13 protein-coding genes are annotated in these 18,029 nt (G+C 62.7%); 6 read left to right on the plus strand and 7 right to left on the minus strand.

Features of this window, described 5'->3' with window-relative positions; translation table 11 throughout:
• Nucleotides 1-29: 29 nt before the first annotated feature.
• The 4 genes from HNO82_RS15625 to mfd form a co-directional block, all read right to left on the minus strand.
• Entirely contained in the window at nucleotides 30-1,655 is a 1,626-nt protein-coding gene (locus tag HNO82_RS15625) for a methyl-accepting chemotaxis protein (protein WP_175344350.1), read from the minus strand.
• Between the two features lie 255 nt (nucleotides 1,656-1,910).
• Complete coding sequence (locus HNO82_RS15630; protein WP_008330079.1) at nucleotides 1,911-2,273, minus strand: DUF4870 family protein; 363 nt, start codon at nucleotides 2,271-2,273, stop codon at nucleotides 1,911-1,913.
• A 36-nt stretch (nucleotides 2,274-2,309) separates the two neighbouring features.
• Entirely contained in the window at nucleotides 2,310-3,176 is an 867-nt protein-coding gene (gene serB / locus HNO82_RS15635) for a phosphoserine phosphatase SerB (protein WP_175344351.1), read from the minus strand.
• Nucleotides 3,177-3,234: 58 nt separating this feature from the next.
• On the minus strand, nucleotides 3,235-6,672 hold the full coding sequence (gene mfd / locus HNO82_RS15640) for a transcription-repair coupling factor (protein WP_175344352.1): 3,438 nt from the start codon (nucleotides 6,670-6,672) through the stop codon (nucleotides 3,235-3,237).
• A 198-nt stretch (nucleotides 6,673-6,870) separates the two neighbouring features.
• Between mfd and ispD the strand changes: the two genes are divergently transcribed.
• The 3 genes from ispD (at nucleotide 6,871) to HNO82_RS15655 (ending at nucleotide 8,634) form a co-directional block, all read left to right on the plus strand.
• Nucleotides 6,871-7,611, plus strand: coding sequence for a 2-C-methyl-D-erythritol 4-phosphate cytidylyltransferase (gene ispD, locus HNO82_RS15645; protein WP_175344353.1), 741 nt, complete (start codon nucleotides 6,871-6,873; stop codon nucleotides 7,609-7,611).
• Nucleotides 7,608-8,111: a 2-C-methyl-D-erythritol 2,4-cyclodiphosphate synthase gene (ispF, locus tag HNO82_RS15650; RefSeq protein ID WP_175344354.1), complete on the plus strand. Its 504-nt coding sequence runs from the start codon at nucleotides 7,608-7,610 to the stop codon at nucleotides 8,109-8,111. The genes ispD and ispF overlap by 4 nt, the downstream gene beginning before the upstream one ends.
• 316 nt (nucleotides 8,112-8,427) lie before the next feature.
• Entirely contained in the window at nucleotides 8,428-8,634 is a 207-nt protein-coding gene (locus tag HNO82_RS15655; protein ID WP_006464465.1) for a cold-shock protein, read from the plus strand.
• A gap of 155 nt (nucleotides 8,635-8,789) precedes the next feature.
• Here the strand turns inward: HNO82_RS15655 and aceB are convergent, their stop codons facing one another.
• Complete coding sequence (gene aceB / locus HNO82_RS15660) at nucleotides 8,790-10,376, minus strand: malate synthase A (protein ID WP_175344355.1); 1,587 nt, start codon at nucleotides 10,374-10,376, stop codon at nucleotides 8,790-8,792.
• Between the two features lie 252 nt (nucleotides 10,377-10,628).
• Between aceB and HNO82_RS15665 the strand changes: the two genes are divergently transcribed.
• Entirely contained in the window at nucleotides 10,629-11,537 is a 909-nt protein-coding gene (locus tag HNO82_RS15665; protein ID WP_175344356.1) for a LysR family transcriptional regulator, read from the plus strand.
• Between the two features lie 69 nt (nucleotides 11,538-11,606).
• On the opposite strand, the gene HNO82_RS15670 is transcribed toward HNO82_RS15665, so the two are convergent.
• Both HNO82_RS15670 and HNO82_RS15675 read right to left on the minus strand, forming a co-directional pair.
• Nucleotides 11,607-13,217, minus strand: a complete 1,611-nt coding sequence (locus HNO82_RS15670) for a methyl-accepting chemotaxis protein (RefSeq protein ID WP_175344357.1) — start codon at nucleotides 13,215-13,217, stop codon at nucleotides 11,607-11,609.
• A 213-nt stretch (nucleotides 13,218-13,430) separates the two neighbouring features.
• On the minus strand, nucleotides 13,431-14,828 hold the full coding sequence (locus tag HNO82_RS15675; protein WP_175344358.1) for an aminotransferase-like domain-containing protein: 1,398 nt from the start codon (nucleotides 14,826-14,828) through the stop codon (nucleotides 13,431-13,433).
• Between the two features lie 181 nt (nucleotides 14,829-15,009).
• Between HNO82_RS15675 and HNO82_RS15680 the strand changes: the two genes are divergently transcribed.
• The gene (locus HNO82_RS15680) at nucleotides 15,010-16,311 is read left to right on the plus strand and encodes a hydroxymethylglutaryl-CoA reductase, degradative (RefSeq protein ID WP_175344359.1); all 1,302 of its coding nucleotides are present in this window, start codon (nucleotides 15,010-15,012) and stop codon (nucleotides 16,309-16,311) included.
• A 115-nt stretch (nucleotides 16,312-16,426) separates the two neighbouring features.
• Nucleotides 16,427-17,641, plus strand: a complete 1,215-nt coding sequence (locus HNO82_RS15685; RefSeq protein WP_175344360.1) for an ABC transporter substrate-binding protein — start codon at nucleotides 16,427-16,429, stop codon at nucleotides 17,639-17,641.
• The last annotated feature ends 388 nt before the right edge of the window (nucleotides 17,642-18,029 follow it).

Genomic DNA, 18,029 nt, shown 5'->3' on the forward strand with positions numbered 1-18,029 from the left:
GGGGACGCTGGGGCAGAGCGACGCGGCGCTCAGTCCGTTACCTTGAAGCGCGAGACGCCATTGCGCAGTTCATTGGAGACCACGTTCAACTCGTCGATGGCCTGACTCGATTGTTGCAGCGATTCCACGGTCTGCTGGGCCGCTTCGGAGAGCTGCACCAGAGCCTGGTTGATCTGCTCGGCGCTGCTGGCCTGGGCCTGCATGCCTTCGTTGACGATCTGAAAGCGCGGCGACAGCGCCTGCACCTGGGCGATGATCTGCGAGAGCTGGCTGCCGGCGGTCTGCACGTCCTGCATGCCGCGTCGTACCTGGTCGGAGAACTTGTCCATGCCCATCACACCGGCGGCCACGGCCGACTGGATTTCCTTGACCATCACCTCGATGTCATAGGTCGCCACCGCAGTCTGGTCAGCCAGACGACGGATCTCCGTGGCCACCACCGAGAAACCGCGACCATGTTCGCCGGCCTTCTCGGCCTCGATGGCGGCATTGAGCGAGAGCAGATTGGTCTGGTCGGCCACCTTGGTGATGGTAGTGACGACCTGGTTGATGTTGCCCGCCTTCTCGTTGAGGATGGCCAGCTTGGCGCTGACCGAACCGGCGGCGTCCATGACGTTCTGCATGGTGTCGCCCATGCGGGTAAGACCCGCCTGCCCGCTGCCGGCCAGGGCAGACGTCTGTTCGGAAACGACCGACACTTCATTCATGGTCCGCACCAGGTCACGCGAGGTGGCATGAATCTCGCGGGAGGTGGCGCCGATCTCGGTGGTGGTGGCGGCGGTTTCGGCGGCGGTGGCCTGCTGCTGGCGCGCCGTAGCAGCGATCTCGGTCACCGAGGTGGCCACCCGAGCAGAGGACTTCTGCGCCTGCGACACCAGCGCGGTCAACTCATCGGTCATGCGGTCGAAGCCAGTGCCGAGCACGCCGAACTCATCATTGCGCTGCAGCGACACGCGACGCGAAAAATCGCCCGAGCGCATGATATCGAGCAAACCCATGAGCCTCTGCAACGGCTCGTTGATCGCCCGCATCAGGAAGAAACCGCACACCAGCGCAACCAGCAAGGCGGCCATGAGCGAGGTCATCATCGCGAACTGGGCGGCGTTGACCGCGTCGGTGATGCGGCTGGCAGCAAGGTCGGCAATGCCCTTGTTGGTATCGACCATGCGCTGCGTCAACTGGTAACCGGCGCGCCATTGCGGACGGAGTTGCTCGTTGACGATCTTGTCGATGGGCGCGCGCTGGCCGAAGTCCATCTTCAGCAACTCGCCCACAATGGCACGGTACTTCTGGCGCGTCTCCTTGAATTGCTCGAAGAGCTTGCGGTCGTTATCGCTGAAGACGGACTTGCCGTAGTCTTCCTGCAGCCGGTCCAGGCGTTCACCGTTGCGGCGCAGCAGGGCCAGGTCGGCCTGGCGCTCCGCGTCACTGTTGTCGACCTGAATGATCTGCTGGGTCATGAGCAGGTTTTCATACCAGGCGGCATTGATCTGACTGCTGTAGTAAAGGCCGGGCGTGGAATCCTCGCGCAGCGCCGTGGCGCTTTTCTCGATACGACCGAGATTGACCGCCGAGATGCCAGCCATGAGCGCCATGAGCAGCAGGATGAGCGCGAAGCTCCCGAGGATGCGTTGCTTGATCGTCCAGTTCTTCATGCGCAGTGTTCCCCCTTGGAGTGAGCGGCCCCGCCCTGGCGCCCCGAGCGGGAGGCGCATGAACGAAAGTTCGCCTGATGCTAGCCTGATGCTAGCCTGATGCACTCTGGTGCATAGTGCAATTTAGTAATAATTCGAGATTATCATTGAAATCTTTCAATATCACCATTATCCCTTGTGCAAAGCCTCTTTGCTTTCCAGCAATGCGAAACGGCACCCTGAGGTGCCGTTTCGGTCGTACAGCCAGCGCTGGGGTCACACCGGCATGGGCTTGTTGTCCTGCAGGTCGAGGAAGCCCTTGATGAGGCGGTAGGCTTTCCAGATCCAGGCCAGCGAGAACACCAGGATGGCCAGCGGAATGCCGATCACGGTGGCCCACAGGACACCGCCGGCGAACAGCCAGAACAGGTACCACCAGAAGGACCGGATCTGCCAGCGATGGTGGGTGTAGAGGAAGGTATCGCGCACCTCGCCGCGCTTGAGATAGTTGACGATCAGCGGCAGCCACGACAGCATGCCCAGGGAAAACACCAGGCAGGCGGCATGCGCCAGATAGAGCCACCAGACCAGGTCACGGCCGGTCTGGGTCTGCGGGTCCAATACCAGTTCCTGGTTCATCGCATCTCCTGAAGTGAGGGGAAACCGGCCACGGAATCAGGCCAGCAGATTCAAGATGCCGTCCAGCCCCACGAAATTCAAGCCCACGTTGGCCTGGGCGCGCACCACCGGCTTGGCACGGAAGGCCACCGACAGGCCCGAGATGCCCATCATGCGCAAGTCGTTGGCACCATCACCCATGACGATGGCCTGGGATGGCTCGGCGCCGATTTCGCGGCAGACACGCTCCACCGTCGCACGCTTCTCGTCGGCATTGACGATGCCGCCCACCACCTTGCCGGTGAGCTTGCCATCGACCACTTCCAGGGTATTGGCATGGGTGTAGTCCAGCGTCAGACGCGCCTTCATGCGGTCGGTGAAGAAGGTGAAACCGCCCGAGACCAGCAGCGTCTTCAGGCCCGCAGCCTGCACGGCCTTGAGCATGTTCTCTGCGCCCGGGGACAATTGCAGGCGCTCATCGTAGACACGCTGCAAGGCGCCCGCATCGAGCCCCTTGAGCAAAGCCACCCGGCGCGTCAGGCTTTCGTTGAACTCGATCTCGCCGCGCATGGCTGCCTCGGTAATCTCGGCCACCTGCGGCTTCAAGCCCTGCATGTCGGCGATCTCGTCAATGCACTCGATAGTGATGAGCGTCGAATCCATGTCCATGGCCACCAGGCGAAAATCAGTCAGCTTGCGGCCTTCCTCGATGAAGGCATAGTCCAGCCGTGCCTGCAGGCAGGCAGCGTCGATGCGGGCCTTGAGCGCATCGCTCGGGCTCACCCCGGCCACGCGCCAGGCATCGGCGTCCGCCACGCGGCTATCACCGAGGCGTTCGGCGCGGCCACCGGCCAACTGCGCAATGGTCTCGATGGCCGAAGAAGAAACAGCGTGGTGCTTGGGGGCTTGCAGGATCAGGTTCATGTTGTTCTGTTGATTCGTTGATGCGGTTGGAGTCGGTAATACGCGGCCGGGAAGCGGTTCAGCCGGTGAGTGCCTTCATGGTCGCCTTGACCTGCTGCACACGGGCATTGAGATCCGGCATGCTGGCCGTGATGCGCAGCTTGTCCGGACCATTGAGCTTGACCTGGCGGTTCTTCTGCACCAGCTCGATGATGCGCATGGCGTCGATCGGCGGATTGGGAACGAACTGCAGCAGCGCCGCCTCCGAATGCGCATCGATCTTGATGATGCCCAGCGGCTTGGCGGCAATGCGCAGGCGGTGCGTTTCGATGAGCGCCTTGGCGGCATCCGGCAGCTTGCCGAAGCGGTCGATCAGTTCTTCCTGCAAGGCGTCGATGGCATCGGCTTTCTCGCAGTTGGCCAGGCGCTTGTAGAGCGACAAGCGCTCATGCACGTCGCCGCAGAAGTCATTGGGCAGCAGTGCAGGCGCATGCAGGTTGATTTCGGTAGTGGTCGACAAGGGCGCGGCGAGATCCGGTTCGCGGCCATCCTTCAAGGCGCGCACGGCTTCGTTCAACATGTCCGAATACATCTGGAAACCGATCTCGTGGATCTCGCCCGACTGATGATCGCCCAGCACTTCGCCGGCGCCACGGATTTCCAGGTCGTGCATGGCGAGATAGAAACCGCTGCCCAGTTCCTCCATCTGCTGGATCGCTTCCAGCCGGCGCTGGGCCTGCTTGGACAGGCCCTGCACATCCTGCACCAGCAGATAGGCATAGGCCTGGTGATGCGAACGACCGACCCGGCCACGCAACTGGTGCAGCTGGGCCAGACCGAACTTGTCGGCACGGTGCATGATGATGGTGTTGGCGGTGGGCACGTCGATGCCGGTCTCGATGATGGTGGTGCACAACAGGATGTTGAAGCGCTGCGCCACGAAGTCGCGCATCACCTTTTCCAGGTCGCGCTCGTGCATCTGGCCGTGGGCCACGCCGATGCGCGCTTCAGGTAGCAGCTGTTCGAGCGCAGCCTTGCGGTTGGCGATGGTTTCCACTTCATTGTGCAGGAAGTAAACCTGGCCGCCACGCTTCAACTCGCGCAGGCAGGCTTCGCGGATGGTCGATTCCTGCTCGGCGCGCACGAAGGTCTTGATGGCCAGACGCTTTTGCGGGGCGGTGGCGATCACCGAGAAATCACGCAATCCTTCCAGCGCCATGCCCAGCGTGCGCGGAATCGGGGTGGCCGTCAGCGTCAAGACATCGACCTCGGCGCGCAAGGACTTCAGGGCTTCCTTCTGGCGCACGCCGAAACGGTGTTCCTCGTCGATGATGACCAGCCCCAGGCGCGAGAACTTCACTTCGTCCGACAGCAGCTTGTGCGTGCCGATGACGATATCGATGGTGCCATCAGCCAGGCCCTTGATGGCCTGCGTGACTTCCTTGCCGGTACGGAAGCGCGAGAGCTCGGCGATCTTGACCGGCCAGTTGGCGAAACGATCGGCAAAGGTGGCGGCGTGCTGTTCGGCCAAGAGCGTGGTCGGGGCCAGAATGGCGACCTGCTTGCCACCCATCACGGCCACGAAGGCGGCGCGCAAGGCGACCTCGGTCTTGCCGAAGCCGACGTCGCCGCAGATGAGGCGGTCCATGGGCTTGCCCCCGGTCATGTCCTTGATGACGGCTTGGATGGCGGCGGCCTGGTCGGCAGTCTCTTCGAAACCGAAGCTGTCGGCGAAGGCTTCATAGTCATGTGCCGAATACTGGAAGGCATGGCCCTGCCTCAATGCGCGGCGGGCGTACAGGTTCAGCAGTTCGGCGGCGGTATCGCGCACCTGCTGGGCCGCCTTGCGCTTGGCCTTTTCCCACTGGCCCGAACCCAGCGCATGCAGCGGTGCATCTTCGGGCGAGGCGCCCGAATAACGTGAAATCACGTGCAGTTGCGAGACCGGGACATAGAGCTTGGTTTCCTTGGCATATTCCAGATGGAGGAATTCGGTCTCGCCCTCCCCCAGGTCCATGCTGACCAGGCCCATGTAGCGACCGATACCGTGGCTGCTGTGCACCACCGGGTCGCCGATCTTCAGTTCCGACAGATCGCGCACCATGTATTCCACATCGGTGGCGGCCTGCTGCTTGCGGCTGCCGACGCGGCGGCCACTGCCGGCGTACAGCTCGGTCTCGGTGACCAGCGCCAGGCCGCCCGCAGTGACGAAGCCCGTGTGCAAGGGGGCCACGCCCAGCATCAGCGGTTCATCACTGGAGAGGAAGCTGTTCCAGTCCTCGCACAGGACCGGATGCACATCGTATTCGGCAAAGTACTGCTGCAAAGTCTCGCGTCGGCCATTGCTCTCGGCACAGATCAGCACCCGCTCGGCCCCCTTCAGGAGGAAGCTGCGCAGGTTGACCAGCGGATCATCCGCACGACGGTTCACGGCGATATTGGGCAAGGGCGAGGAGATGGCCGAGGGCGCATCATCGCTCTTGAGCACCCAGCGGGCGTGGGGTTTCAGCAGGGTGAAGAAATCTTCATCGTCCAGGTAGATGGCGCGCGGCTCCAGCACCGGGCGCTCGCGGTCGGCGTGAAGGAAATTCCAACGCGAGCGGGTATCGCTCCAGAAGCGCTTGATGGCCTGCTCGATGTCACCCACGGTGGCGAACATGGCATTGGCCGGCAGGTACTGGAACAGCGTGGCCGTCTCTTCGAAGAACAGCGGCAGGTAGTATTCGATACCTGCTGCGGCGATGCCGTTGCCGATGTCCTTGTAGATGGCCGAGCGTGATGGATCACCCTCGAACACTTCGCGCCAGCGATTGCGGAAGGCCAGGCGCGAGGCTTCATCCATCGGGAATTCACGGCCCGGCAGCAGCCGCACCTCCGGCACCGGATAGAGCGAACGCTGGGTATCGGCATCGAAGGTGCGGATGGTCTCGATGGTGTCGCCGAACAGGTCCAGGCGATACGGCAACACCGAACCCATCGGGAAGATGTCGATCAGGCCGCCACGCACCGAATATTCACCCGGCGACATCACCTGGCCCACATGGGTGTAGCCGGCCAGGGTGAGCTGGGACTTGAGCTTGCCTTCGTCGAGCTTTTCGCCCTGCTTGAAGAAGAAGGTATAGGCCGCCAGGAACTGCGGCGGGGCCATGCGCAGCAAGGCGGTGGTAGCCGGTACGATCAGCAGGTCGCACTGGCCGGACTGCACTTCATAGAGCGTGGCCAGGCGTTCGGACACCAGGTCCTGGTGCGGCGAGAAGGCGTCATAAGGCAGGGTTTCCCAATCCGGCAGCAGGTGGCAACGCAGGCGCTCGCCCTCCTTGGGCTGGAACCAGGGGATTTCAGCCAGCAGGCGCTGGGCATCGGTGGCCCCGGCCACCACCACGGCCAGCATGCGCCCTTCGGCCTTCAGGGCCAGCGCGGCCTGGGCCAGCAGATAGGCATCGGCGGAACCGTGCACGGCGGGAGGCTGGAAACGCACACCTGCCTTGGGCAGGCTTTTTTTCGGATCAAAAGACATCAGGATCGGGAGGATCGGCTTGGTTTGGACTTGTTTCGCGTACGGCAACTGACGAGGCCCGGCGGCGGCGACCAGGCTGGCAGCGCCGCAAAATGCCGGTCGCTTGCAAGGGATTGGCATTAGAATTCAGCCTCTCATTATAAACGAAGGCCCCATCGCAGGCCGCCGCCAGGCGGGTGCCGGGGCCAGGTGCATGGCATGAACCCTTCGCAGTCCGCTTCTTCCCCGCCCCGCCACTTTGCGCTCATCCCCGCCGCAGGCGTGGGCGCGCGCATGGGCGGCCAGATTCCCAAGCAATACCTGCCGCTGGCAGGCCTCCCCATGCTGCTGCATGCGCTGCAAACCTTCGCGGCGCATGGCCGCATCGCCCACACCTTCATCGTGGTCAGTGCCGAGGATGGCTGGATCGACTCCCTCATGACGCCCGCCCTGCTGCAACGCGCAAGCGTCCTGCGGGTGGGCGGACCGACGCGGCAGGACAGCGTCTTCAACGGGCTCAACGCCATCCGTGATCAGGTGGCCGATACCGACCGCGTGCTGGTGCACGACGCCGCCCGCCCCGGCCTGGATGTGCCGCTGCTGGACCGTCTGCTCGATGCCCTGGCCGACGATGAAGTCGGTGGCCTGCTGGCCCTGCCAGTGGTCGATACCCTCAAGCGCAGCGATGGCGCCGGATCGCCCCGCTCGCAGGAGACCGTGCCGCGTGCCGGCCTGTGGGCGGCGCAGACACCGCAGATGTTTCCCTATGCCCTGCTGCGGCGCGCCTTGCGGCAGGCGCAAGCGCAAGGCCGCCTGGGCGAGATCACCGACGACGCCAGCGCCATCGAAATGCTGGGCTTGCGTCCGCGCCTGGTCGAGGGCAGCCCCCGCAATCTCAAGGTCACACTGGCGCAGGACGCCGCCCTGGCTGAATTCTTCCTGAAAGGTCCGCACGCATGAACGCTTCTCCCCCCTTCCCTTTCCGTATCGGCCAGGGCTATGACTGCCACGCCCTGGTGGAAGGCCGCCCGCTGATCCTGGGTGGTGTCACCATCCCGCACAAGAAGGGCCTGCTCGGCCACTCGGACGCCGATGCCCTGCTGCATGCCATCACCGATGCGCTCTTCGGCGCTGCCGCGCTGGGCGACATCGGCCGCCACTTCCCCGATACCGATGCGCAGTTCAAGGGCGCCGACTCGCGCGTGCTGCTGCGCGAGGCGGCCAAGCGCCTGGCTGCTGCCGGCTATACCGTGGGCAACGTGGATGCCACCATCATCGCCCAGGCGCCCAAGATGGCCCCGCATATTCCCATCATGGTGGCCAACGTGGCGGCGGACCTGGGGATTTCTGAAGGGCAAGTCAATATCAAGGCAAAAACCAATGAAAAAATGGGTTTTTTGGGACGTGAAGAAGGGATTGCCACCGAAGCGGTTGTGCTGGTCCACCGTCAAAACGGTTGAAAAACGCTGTCAGAAAGTTCCCGACAAGCCGGCGTAGGACACCCACCGACACGCCAAAAGCCGCACCAGACAAGGGATTGAAGCCGGTTTGGCGCACCATTTCCCGGCATGGAAAGAAATCTAAGGCACCAGAATCAGCCATTAAAACTTTTAATGGAAGATTCGTACCGAAAATGGCTTGCATTCTCGATTTAATGAGTATAATCGTCGCGTCGTTAGGATTCGAGCTGGTAGTGCGGTTCTTCGCTGTCATTCCTCCCGAGTAACGATAAAGAGCCGGGCGCAAGCCCCAATCAATTAAATTTAGGAGTCCGTAATGGCAACTGGTACCGTCAAGTGGTTCAACGATGCAAAGGGTTTTGGTTTCATCACCCCCGATGAAGGCGGCGAAGATCTGTTCGCTCACTTCTCGGCTATTCAATCGAATGGTTTCAAGTCCCTGAAGGAAAACCAACGCGTTTCCTTCGAAGTGACCACCGGCCCGAAGGGCAAGCAAGCTTCGAACATCGTTCCGGCTGCTTAAGCTTTTCAAGCTGATAAAAAATCCCCGACACGTCGGGGATTTTTTTCGTCTGCAGCTTTCACAGTGTGAAGAAACAGACCTGAAAGAGACCTCAAAAAAATCCCCGCCCTCTTGCGAGAGGCGGGGATTTTCATTTCTGCTCAAGCAGAGCTGAATCAGATTTCTTCGTACAGCGGCAGCGTCAGGAACTCGGCGAAGGTCTCGGAGGTGGACATTTCTTCAAAGATCTTGGCCGCGCGGTCATAGGTCGGGCCATCACCTGCCACTTGCTTCACCTTGGCCAGCTCTTCCGGAATCATGGCGCGTACCATGTCGGCAGTGACCTTGCGACCGTCTTCCAGATTGCCCTTGGCACTGCGGATCCACTGCCACACCTGGGCACGGCTGATCTCGGCGGTAGCCGCATCTTCCATCAGGTTGTGGATGGGCACGCAGCCATTGCCGGCCAGCCAGGCGCCCAGGTAATGGATGCCGACGTTGATGTTGTAGCGCAGGCCGGCCTCGGTGATCGGAGTTTCCGGCTGGAAGTTGAGCAGGTCAGCGGCTTTCACTTCCACGTCCGGACGCTGCTTTTCGAACTGGTTGGGCTTGTCGCCCAGCACGGCCACGAATTCCTTCATGGAGGCTTCGACCAGGCCCGGGTGAGCCACCCAGCCGCCGTCGTAACCGTCGGTCGCATCGCGGCGCTTGTCGTTGATGATGCCCTGCATGGCGATGGCGTTCTTTTCCGGATCGTTCTTGATCGGGATCAGCGCGCTCATGCCACCGATGGCCGGGGCGCCGCGCTTGTGGCAGGTCTTCAGCAGCAGCAGTGCGTAGGCGCGCATGAAGGGCGAGGTCATGGTGACCTTGGCGCGATCGGCCAGGCAGAAGTCCTTGTCGTTCTTGAACTTCTTGATGCAGGAGAAGATGTAGTCCCAACGACCGGCGTTCAGACCGGCGCTGTGCTCACGCAGTTCGTACAGGATTTCTTCCATCTCGAAGGCGGCGGTGATGGTTTCGATCAGCACGGTGGCCTTGATGGTGCCTTGCGGCAGGCCGATCTCGTTCTGCGCCATCACGAAGATGTCGTTCCACAGACGCGCTTCCAGATGCGATTCCATCTTCGGCAGGTAGAAGTAAGGACCGGCGCCGCGCGCCAGCTGTTCCTTGGCGTTGTGGAACAGGAACAGAGCGAAGTCGAAGATGCCGCCGGAGATGCGCTTGCCATCGATGGTGACGTGCTTCTCGTCCAGGTGCCAGCCACGCGGACGCACCACCAGGGTGGCGATCTTGTCGTTGAGCTTGTAGCTCTTGCCGTTCGATTCCAGCGAAATGGTGCGGCGGATCGCGTCGTAGAGGTTGATCTGTCCGCTGATCTGGTTGTCCCACACCGGCGAGTTGGAATCCTCGAAGTCGGTCATGTAGCTGTCGGCGCCCGAGTTGAAGGCGTTGATGACCATCTTGCGCTCGACCGGACCGGTGATTTCCACCCGGCGGCACTTCAGGGCTTCGGGGATGGGAGCGATCTTCCAGTCGCCGGTGCGGATGGCTTCGGTTTCCTTCAGGAAGTCGGGGCGTTCGCCGGCATCCAGGCGCTTGACGCGCTCGGCACGGGCGGCCAGCAGTTCCTGGCGACGCGCTTCGAAGGCGCGCGAGAGCTTGGCGACCAGTGACAGGGCGTCAAAGGTCAGGACGTTCTCGTAACCCGGCTTGATCTCGCCGGAGATTTCCATGCCGGTGGGCAGCTTCAGTTGCGTCATGCTGGACTCCTCAAAAAGAAAAATGGACTGGTGAATCTTGTTTTCATGATTGTGCCTGAGACTATGCAGCTTTTTGCATCGCATCAGACACTTTATGTACGCAGTATATTTAAACCAAATCGATAGTAGTGAAAGCTTTTATCAATTTATCTTTGCGTTTTAGTCATAAGTGAGCAGATAATCGCCGCAGCACGTCGGCGCAGGGCCGGCGCGGCTTTGCCGCCCGTTTCCGGGTCTTTTGAAGAGGACAGCATGGACCAGTTCAAGCAGATTTCGACCTTTGCCGAGGTCGCCGCCCGTGGCAGCCTGTCGGCGGCGGCCCGTGCCGAGGGCATCGCCCCGGCCATGATAGGGCGGCGGCTGGATGCGCTGGAGGAGCGCCTGGGCGTGAAGCTGTTGCAGCGAACCACGCGCAAGATCGTGCTCACCAACGAAGGCGCAGCCTTTCTGGAAGACTGCCAGCGCATCCTGGCTGACCTGGAAGATGCCGAATCGGCGGTGTCCGAACGCAGCGCGCGTGCCAGTGGCCAGTTGCTGATTTCGGCCCCGGCCGGGTTCGGTCGCCAGCACGTGGCCCCCCTGGTGCCCTCCTTTCTGGCAGAGCACCGCGATGTCACCCTCACGCTGAACCTCAATGACCGCATTGCCGACGTCATCGGGGAAGGCATCGACGTCGCCATCCGCATTGCCACCCTGACCGACTCCAACCTGGTGAGCGTGAAACTGGCCGAGAATCATCGGGTCATCGTCGCCGCTCCCTCCTACCTGCGCCGCCACGGCACCCCGCAGACCCCGGACGAACTGGTACGCCACAATTGCCTGGCCATGAGCAGCGAAGGCAGCCAGCGTGGCTGGACACTCAAGCAGTCCGGCAAGGTGAGCGTCTACAAGGTCGGGGGCAACATGGTCTGCAATGACGGTGAAGTGCTGCACAACTGGGCGCTGGCCGGACGCGGCCTGGCCTGGCGGTCGATGTGGGAAGTGGGCGCAGCCATCGAAGCTGGCGAGCTGGTGACGGTGCTGGACAAGTTTGCCGCTCCGGCACCATCGATCTACGCAGTGTTTGCGCAGCGACGCCACCTGCCCTTGCGCATCCGCACCTTCGTGGATTTTCTGCGTCATGCCTATGCGCAGCCGGATTACTGGAAGCAGCGTCGCTGAGGCTGCCGCAGCCGCAGAAAAGACAAAACGGCCCCCGCGGGGCCGTCCTGGCAAGTCCAGTCAGTGAGCTCAGTGCGGCAGCGTCGGGCCGGCCGGGGTCACGTCGATCTCCCGCCTGACCGGCGCCTCGCCTTCATTGACCCGGAACACGCTGACCATCTGCGCCAGCCGTCCCGCCTGGTTCTGCATCGAGGCAGCAGCAGCTGCCGCCTGCTCGACCAGGGCCGCATTCTGCTGGGTCACCTGATCCATCTGCGTAATGGCCAGGTTGATCTGCTCGATGCCGCTGGTCTGCTCGGCACTGGCTGCACTGATCTCGGCCACGATATCGGTAACGTGGCGCACGCTGCTGACCACTTCCTGCATGGTGGCACCGGCCTGCTCGACCAGGCGACTGCCGTCGCCGACCTTCGCGACCGAATCATTGATCAGCTCCTTGATCTCCTTGGCCGCCGAGGCCGAACGCTGGGCCAGCGAACGCACTTCCGAGGCCACCACGGCAAACCCGCGTCCCTGCTCACCGGCGCGCGCTGCTTCCACGGCGGCATTGAGCGCAAGGATATTGGTCTGGAAGGCAATCCCGTCGATCACGCTGATAATGTCCACGATCTTGCGCGAAGAAGCATTGATGGCGCCCATGGTATCGACCACCTGACTGACCACGCCGCCACCCTGCTCGGCCACGCTGGAGGCCGATTGCGCCAGCTGGCTGGCCTGGCGCGCGTTGTCGGCGTTCTGGCGCACGGTGGAAATCAGCTCTTCCATGGCCGAGGCGGTTTCTTCCAGTGAACTGGCCTGCTGCTCGGTACGACTGGAGAGATCCAGATTGCCGGCGGCGATCTCGGCCGAGGCCGTGCTGATGGTATCGGTGCCGTTACGGACATTGGAGACGATGCTGCGCAGGCTGTCATTCATCTCCTTGAGCGATTGCAGCAGTTGGCCGGTCTCGTCGCGCGAATTGACCTGTACCTGGGTGGCCAGGTCGCCCTCGGCCACCTTGCGCGAGACCACCACCGCCGTCTGCAGCGGCCGGGTGATGCCCAGCGTGAGCAGACGCGCCAGCACGATGCCCAGGAGCAGGATCAGCCCCTCCAGCACCAGGATCAGGATGCGGCTCTGGACGGCGATGTGGTCGATTTCCTTGGCGGTCTCATCGATATCCAGGCGCTGGATGTCCACCATGTCGCGCATCAGTTTCTGATAGGTCGCGGCCGCCGGGACGAAGACCTTGTCGAGCAGGCGCATGGCCTCCTCCACGTTGCCCGCGGCCTTGAGCTTGACGATCTCGTCGCGCGAAGACAGATAGACCTTGCGCTGCTCCCCGATTTTCTGGAACAGGGCCTTTTCCTCCGGGGTGACCAGCAAGGGTTCGACCTGTTTCTGGTACTCGGTGGAACTCTTGGTGGAGGCAGCGGCTTCCTCCGCGAAGTAGGTCGCCAGCGACGGGTCGCTGCTCTTGGCGATGGCCAGCGTGCGGCGGATACCCGCCGTCAGATTGGTATACCAGTCGCCCATGAGGCGCTCGGTCTTGATGGGGTCGCTCATCATCTCGCGCGTGGCGGACGCGACCTGCTCCAGTCGCCACAGGCTGATGCCCGCCACGATCGCGGAAAACGCCAGTATCACGGCAAAGCCCAGCGTGAGGCGTTTGCCAATGTTCATATTGCCAAGGATATTCATCTCTGCTCCATCCCCAGCGGAGCGTCCGGGCGGAGGCTCCGCAGTGTCATCTTGATTATTGTTGTCACCCCGGCAGTCCCCGACTGCCGTCCCTCAGCACTATGGCATGCGAGCGCAGGCAGGACAAGAAAGCTAAGCCTCGAACAGACGGGCAATGGCGGCTCTCTTCCTGCCTGAACGGAAAACCCGATAGTGCCCCCAGCAGACGGGAATTCAGCTTGCCTGCTCCAGCAAGCTGGCCATGGCGGCGGTAAATCGCGGGTCCGACAGCAGGCCGACATTGAAGCGCGACCACGGGACGCTGTGCTCGGGATCGACGTGGAAGATGCTGCCCGGCGCCAGCACCACATGATGCGCCATGAGGCCCCGGGCCAGTTGCCTGGCATCGGCAAAGCCGGGAAATCTCGCCCACAGGTACATCGATTGCTGGGGCGTACAAAACAGTTGTGCCCCAAGCTGCTGCAACTGATGGCCGGCCGCTTCGGTGGCCTGCGCCAGACGGTCGCGCAGGCGGGCGGTGTGGCGGCTGAAGTGGCCATCGGACAGGATCACGTCCAGCGTGCGCTCGCAGTATTCGGAACTGCTCATGTGCACCAGCATCTTGATATCGGCCAGGTCGCTGGCCAGATCCCGATGGCAGGCAATGAAGCCCACCCGCAGCGCCGCCGAGACCGACTTGGAAAAGCTGCCGATATAGAGCGTTCGGCGCAACTGGTCCAGCGTGGCCACGCGCGGTGCGGTGGCCGGTTTGAAGTCGGCGAAGGCATCGTTCTCCACGATCAGGGCATCGTAGCGGTCGGCCAGTTGCAGGATCTTGTGAGCCTTGTGGGGCGAGGTGTCCGAGGCCGTGGGATTGTGCCCCAGCGACTGGGTGAAGAACAGCAAGGGCTTGCCCGCCACCTGCAGTTCACGCTCCAGGGCCTCAATGTCCGGCCCGTCCGGGTGGCGCGGGATGCCGATGATGCGGGCACCGGAAAGCTTGAGCTTGCCGTACAACATGTAGTAGCCCGGTTCATCGACCAGCACCCGGTCCCCCGGGCCAATGAAGTTGCGGATCACGATATCGAGCGCCTGGTTGGCACCGTGGGTCAGCACGATCTGGCTGGTCGCGGCCTCGATCCCATGCTGCGCGAGCTTGTGCACCAGGTGCTGGCGCAGCGGCAGGTAGCCGAAGCGGCTGCCGTAGCCGAACAGCGCGCCCATGCCGGTGCGCACTACCTTCTGGTGGAACTTGTCCAGCCGCACGTCATGCAGCCATTCCACCGGCGGAAAGCCATCCCCCAGGCGCAGATGACCGGGGTCGTGCTTCAACTGCTCACGCATGAGCCAGACCACGTCCATGGCACGGCTGAGACTGCCCTCCTCCTCTTCCTTGGGGCGCGGCGGCGTGGCGCACACGAAGAAGCCCGAGCCGCGCCGGGGCTCGACCACGCCCTGCGCCGTCAACTCCTCGAAGACATTGACGATGGTGTTCTTGGCGCAGTCATGCTGCGCCGACAGCGCGCGGATCGACGGCAGACGGCTGCCGGGCGCATAGGCGCCCTCGGCGATCTGGCGGCGGATCAGTTCCACCAGTGTCCGGGTCAGGGTGAGGGTCTGGGCTGGGGCCATGGGTGATCAAATCTTGCTGCAATGCAAAGGGATTGTCCTGGGTACAGTTGCACCACTGTTGGCGCCAACTGTACCCATGCGCAATGGTACACCCTTGTTATTCTGCCAGCGCTGGAGAGGGCCGCTGCAAGCGCTGCCCTTTCACAAGCCTTCATATCACGACCAAAAGAGAGACAAGCGCATGCACAGTGACACCCACTCCGCCAGCGATTCGCGACTGCCCGGATTCCGCACCCTGACCCCGCCCCAACGCCTGGCCGAAATCGCCCGACTGGCCGGACTGGGAGAAGGCGAGCAAGCCTTGCTGGGCCAACCTGGCGGCCTGCCGCTGGGCACGGCCGATGGCATGATCGAGAACGTGGTCGGCACCTTCCAGTTGCCGCTGGGCGTGGCGGGCTACTTCCAGCTCAACGGCCGCGACGTGCTGGTGCCGATGGCCGTCGAGGAACCCTCGGTGGTGGCCGCTGCCTCCTTCATGGCCAAGCTGGTGCGCGCCTGCGGCGGCTTCCAGACCTCCAGCAGTACACCCCTCATGCGCGCCCAGATCCAGTTGCTCGGCGTGACCGATCCGCATGGAGCGCGGCTGGCCATCCTCAAGGACCGCCAGGCCATCATCGACATCGCCAACAGCCGTGACAAGTTGCTCAACGACCTGGGCGGCGGGTGCCGGGACATTGAAGTCCACGTCTTCCCGGATACACGGCGTGGCGCCATGGTGGTGACCCACCTGATCGTGGACGTGCGCGACGCCATGGGCGCCAATACCGTCAACACCATGGCCGAGGCGGTGGCCGGGCATATCGAGGAGATCACCGGCGGCAAGGTGCGGCTGCGCATCCTCTCCAACCTGGCCGACCTGCGCCTGGCGCGAGCCAGGGTGAAGGTTTCTGCAGAGGTCCTCGCCACCAGCGCTTATGGCGGCGAGGAAGTAATCGATGGCATCGTCGATGCGTATGAATTTGCTGCCGTCGACCCCTACCGCGCAGCCACCCACAACAAGGGCATCATGAACGGCATCGATCCGGTCATCGTCGCCACCGGCAACGACTGGCGCGCGGTGGAAGCCGGCGCCCACGCCTACGCCTGCCGTCATGGCCGCTACACTTCGCTGACGCACTGGGAAATTGCTGCCGATGGCGACCTGGTCGGCACCCTGGAGATTCCCATGCCGGTCGGTCTGGTAGGGGGCGCCACCAAGACCCATCCGGCGGCGCGCACCGCGCTCAAGATCCTGGGCGTGCAATCCGCACAGGAACTGGCCGAGGTCGCGGTGGCCGTGGGCCTGGCGCAGAACATGGCGGCCCTGCGCGCACTGGCGACCGAAGGTATCCAGCGCGGCCACATGGCGCTGCATGCGCGCAACATCGCGCTGGCCGCCGGCGCCGAAGCGCACGAGATGGACTGGCTGGTCCAGCAGATGGTGGCGCGCCACGATGTGCGCGTGGATTACGCCAAATCCTTGCTGGCCGAACGCCGCGGCTGAAGCAATGACACAAATCAAGCAACTCAAGCAAATCAAGCAAATCAAGCAAATCAAGCAGCGACAAGCGCATGACCCCGAGCCGCCCAGCGGCCAATCAAGACGAGGAGACAAACGCATGATCCCATCGAGCAAGCTGCGCAAGCTGGCAGCCGCCTGTGCCATCGCAGGCATGTTTTCGGGCCCGGCCTGGGCCCAGGTATCCGATGACGTGGTACGCATCGGTTTCATCACCGACATGTCCGGCCCCTATGCCGACACCGACGGCCTGGGCGGACTGGAAGCGATCCGCATGGCGGTGGCCGACCATGGCGGCAAGGTGCTGGGCAAGCCCATCGAGATCCTCTCGGCGGACCACCAGAACAAGGCCGACATCGCTGCCACCCGCGCCCGCGAATGGGCCGACGAACGCGGCCTGGACATGCTCATCGGCGGCGTCAATTCGGCCACGGCCTTGTCGATGAACAAGGTGATGGCCGAGAAGAAGCGCGTCTACATCAACATCGGAGCCGGCACCGCGCGCCTGACCAACGAGGAATGCACCCCCTACACCGTGCACTACGAATATGACACCGTGGCCCTGGCCAAGGGTACGGCCAGCGCGGTGATCAAGCAGGGCGGGAAGTCCTGGTTCTTCCTGGTGGCGGACTATGCCTTCGGCCATTCGCTGGCCAATGACACCAGCGCGGTGGTCAAGGCCAGCGGCGGGACGGTGGTCGGTTCGATCAAGCATCCGCCGCAGTCCTCGGACCTGTCGTCCTTCCTGCTGCAGGCGCAGGCCTCCAAGGCACAGATTCTGGGTCTGGCCAATGCGGGCGAGGACACTGTCAATTCGATCAAGGCCGCCAAGGAATTCGGCGTGACCAAGACCATGAAGCTGGTGGGTCTGCTCATGGTCATCAACGACATCCACGCCCTGGGACTGGCCAATGCCGAGGGTCTGATGATGACCGACAGCTGGTACTGGGACAAGGACGAACCTTCGCGCAAGTTTGCCGAGCGTTTCTTCCAGAAGATGAAGAAAATGCCCAGTACCCACCAGGCGGCGGCCTATTCGGCCACCATGACCTATCTGAAGGCGGTGGAGGCGGTCGGCACCGATGATTCCACCAAGGTGATGGCGCAATTGAAGAAGGCCCGCATCGATGATTTCTACAACAAGGGCTATATCCGCGCCGATGGACGCAACATCCACGACATGTACCTGTACCAGGTGAAGTCACCGGCCGAGTCCAAGAAGCCCTGGGATTACCTGAAATTGCTGGAAACCATCCCAGGTGAACAAGCCTTCACCAGCGTGGCGGATTCCAAGTGCAGTCTGCTCAAGCAATGATGGCAAGGTGAAGTTTCAGAGCAAAACCTGCGGGCCCTGGCCGGCCGGCAGGTTCAGCAGTTGGAGGGCGGGACCTGCGGGGCGGGTCTCGCCCTTCATGCTTGATCTGCCGGGTGGACGACCTGGCGCTTCCTTGACGATCCGTGCGCTCTTTACATCAACGACTTGCCTTGACCGGGTCTTGCACCTACTCTTGCAAGCGCCCTGCTCGTCTGGCACATCGATCCGGATGCCTCAACGGTGACAGGGCACACAATATTGCACACGGTCATCCGTCAGCGCAGACACAGCGCCCTGCCATCGGTACATCGGTACCCGTGCGGCGATGAACCCGCTGACCAGCCGGTCAGACCCCTACGCCAAGGAGCCCCTTTGAGTCAGTCCCCTC

This window comes from Herbaspirillum sp. C9C3, from assembly GCF_013359625.1.
In the GTDB taxonomy this organism is placed as follows: Bacteria; Pseudomonadota; Gammaproteobacteria; order Burkholderiales; family Burkholderiaceae_D; genus Herbaspirillum.

Coding starts and splice junctions, on each gene's coding strand:
- HNO82_RS15655 (WP_006464465.1), top strand. CDS start 8,428: ATGGCAACTGGTACCGTCAAGTGGTTCAACGATGCAAAGGGTTTTGGT.
- HNO82_RS15685 (WP_175344360.1), top strand. CDS start 16,427: ATGATCCCATCGAGCAAGCTGCGCAAGCTGGCAGCCGCCTGTGCCATC.
- HNO82_RS15625 (WP_175344350.1), bottom strand. CDS start 1,655: ATGAAGAACTGGACGATCAAGCAACGCATCCTCGGGAGCTTCGCGCTC.
- aceB (WP_175344355.1), bottom strand. CDS start 10,376: ATGACGCAACTGAAGCTGCCCACCGGCATGGAAATCTCCGGCGAGATC.
- mfd (WP_175344352.1), bottom strand. CDS start 6,672: ATGTCTTTTGATCCGAAAAAAAGCCTGCCCAAGGCAGGTGTGCGTTTC.
- HNO82_RS15670 (WP_175344357.1), bottom strand. CDS start 13,217: ATGAATATCCTTGGCAATATGAACATTGGCAAACGCCTCACGCTGGGC.
- HNO82_RS15665 (WP_175344356.1), top strand. CDS start 10,629: ATGGACCAGTTCAAGCAGATTTCGACCTTTGCCGAGGTCGCCGCCCGT.
- ispF (WP_175344354.1), top strand. CDS start 7,608: ATGAACGCTTCTCCCCCCTTCCCTTTCCGTATCGGCCAGGGCTATGAC.
- HNO82_RS15675 (WP_175344358.1), bottom strand. CDS start 14,828: ATGGCCCCAGCCCAGACCCTCACCCTGACCCGGACACTGGTGGAACTG.
- ispD (WP_175344353.1), top strand. CDS start 6,871: ATGAACCCTTCGCAGTCCGCTTCTTCCCCGCCCCGCCACTTTGCGCTC.
- serB (WP_175344351.1), bottom strand. CDS start 3,176: ATGAACCTGATCCTGCAAGCCCCCAAGCACCACGCTGTTTCTTCTTCG.
- HNO82_RS15680 (WP_175344359.1), top strand. CDS start 15,010: ATGCACAGTGACACCCACTCCGCCAGCGATTCGCGACTGCCCGGATTC.
- HNO82_RS15630 (WP_008330079.1), bottom strand. CDS start 2,273: ATGAACCAGGAACTGGTATTGGACCCGCAGACCCAGACCGGCCGTGAC.